The organism is cf. Phormidesmis sp. LEGE 11477 (assembly GCF_015207105.1).
Taxonomy (GTDB): domain Bacteria; phylum Cyanobacteriota; class Cyanobacteriia; order Phormidesmidales; family Phormidesmidaceae; genus Phormidesmis.
This window is the reverse complement of the sequence record NZ_JADEXO010000240.1, coordinates 1-2,230: the sequence shown is the minus strand read 5'-3', so window position 1 is coordinate 2,230 and position 2,230 is coordinate 1. Positions and strand designations below refer to the sequence as shown.

Here is a 2,230-nt window from a genome sequence, read left to right as displayed (position 1 = left end):
AGTTGTGTATAAGAGACAGGGATGCACGTTAAACGCCTATCTCGTGCGTCCAAAATCGCGCGGCGAAGTGACGTTGCGTAGCGCGGATCCGAACGACGAGCCTGTGATCGATCCCAAATTTTTATCTGATCCTGAGGACCTGACGAAGACAATCGAGAGCGTTCGGTTGGGTCGGGACATCATGCAACAAGCCGCGCTGAAGGATCAGCTCAAGAGCGAGCACTTTCCTGGGGTTAATATCCAAAGTTATAGTGAGCTCGAAAATTTTGTGCGGGAGGAGGCGCGGACAGGTTACCACCCTGTCGGTACCTGCCGCATGGGCACCGATGACAGATCTGTTGTTGACACGCAATTGCGCGTTCGTGGCGTGGATGGATTGAGGATCGCGGATAATTCCGTTATGCCTAGGATAATTTCCGGAAATACAAATGCGACAGCGATTATGATCGGGGAACGCGCGGCGGATTTCCTAAAAGGAAACCATGGTGAGTGTGGGCGTTGAAACAAAAGGGTAATGTTGGTCTGATCGATGTGGCGCGTCTTGCTGGCTGCGCGCCGGCTACGGTGTCGCGCCGCCTAAACTCTCCTGAGAAGGTCAGCGAAGACGTCATCAAGTCGATTGACGCTGCCATCAGCCAATTGGGTTACGTGCGGAACGCGTCCGCCAGAGCGTTGAGAGCCAACAGGTCCAAGCTCGTTGGAGCTGTCATCCCAACTTTGCGACACTCAATTTATGCGGAGATGCTGGCCGGACTTCAGCAGACACTTGCCAACCATGGGTTTGCCCTCATCCACACAACGTCAGATTACGACATTGATGAGGAATATCGCCAGGTGATGACACTTGTGGAACGAGGTGTGGAAGCCATAGTGCTGGTTGGCACGCGTCACCGATCCAAAACGTTCACGCTCCTCAAAGAGCAGAACGTCAACCTGGTAGTGACTTACGCCATTGAGAGTGATTTCAAGCTCTCCAGTGTGGGCTTTGACAACCGACGCGCCGCCGAACTTGCGGCGGACAGGTTGTATGAGCTCGGTCACCGTCGCTTTACAATGTTGGCGGGCGTCACCCACAACAATGATCGGGCACAGCTGAGGGTTGACGGCTTCGTTGATCGTCTGAAATCAAAAGGGGTTGAGGCGACATCCATTGAAATTCGTGAGGCGCCTTATGTCATTGAAGAGGGCAGGGCAGCCATGGAAGATGTCCTAGCAAAACATCCAGATGTCACCGGCGTCTTTTGCGGAAGCGATATCCTTGCTGTCGGGGCTTTACGCGCCTGCCGCGTGCGCGGCCTTTCAGTGCCAGAGGACATCTCGATCATTGGATTCGACAATCTTGAGATTGCCGCTTTCACAGAACCGCCGCTTTCAACTCTGGACGTGCCAGCGTTCGGAATGGGATCAGAGACAGCCAATCATATTATGCTGTCGGATCCAAAGTCGCCTACGGTTCGTAAAGTCGAACTTGATGTGAAACTTCTGGATCGCGGAACAACGGCCATAGCTCCGAAGCCGGTGTCGCTACCAGAAACCCCATCCTGACCCGATTGGCCTCGACTCGATGGTGTATGACATGATTGCGCACGATGATGGCGATCATGAAAGCGCTCTGGTGGACCTTTGGGCTGCGGATCAAATCCCGCGCCCGGATTGAGGCCGAGAGCCTGGCTTTGCGTCATCAGCTCACTGTGGTGTGCTGTTCCGCGCCGCGGCGGATGCGGCTTGTTCAACGACCAAATCGCAGTGATTCCGTTCGGCAAATACTTACAAGGCCTCAGTTCGCACTAGGCGAAGACATCCAGGCCCGCAGTTGGCGCCGCTCAGCCGGTGTGGCGGCCGTCTTCGGGCAACGCTTGGGAATCGGCAGCGTACAGATTCTCATATCTCATCTCCGTTTGATGAGTATCGTTGCGTTGAGTCTTACCATGACAATCGGTGCCTCATTGTTTTTACATACAACAAGCCATTGAACTGGCTTAACAGGAACCAGCCGTGGTGTTTTGTTAGTGAAGACCTGGGTTCCGCTGGCACAAGAACGAACCTATGCGTCACGTTGGCTAAAACGGCGATCCGAAGGTTCCAAATAGCACCGCAATTTCCGTTAGTTGCGCGCCGGATATCTTACGGAACAACAACCCATCTCATATCGGGTCACTCCGCCGCCCAATCAAATAAGCTGGCCAATAGAGCTGTCAATTTGAGGTGGTTGCGTGCCCCTGATCACATC

Annotated in this window: 2 protein-coding genes; both read left to right on the top strand. The window is 53.9% G+C overall.

Annotated features, from left to right (window positions below; genetic code table 11):
• Window positions 1–502 (top strand): GMC family oxidoreductase (locus tag IQ256_RS28960; protein ID WP_255516255.1); only part of this gene is annotated, 502 nt, incomplete at its 5' end.
• Entirely contained in the window at window positions 490–1,545 is a 1,056-nt protein-coding gene (locus IQ256_RS28955) for a LacI family DNA-binding transcriptional regulator (protein WP_193859140.1), read from the top strand. The genes IQ256_RS28960 and IQ256_RS28955, both read left to right, overlap by 13 nt.
• The last annotated feature ends 685 nt before the right edge of the window (window positions 1,546–2,230 follow it).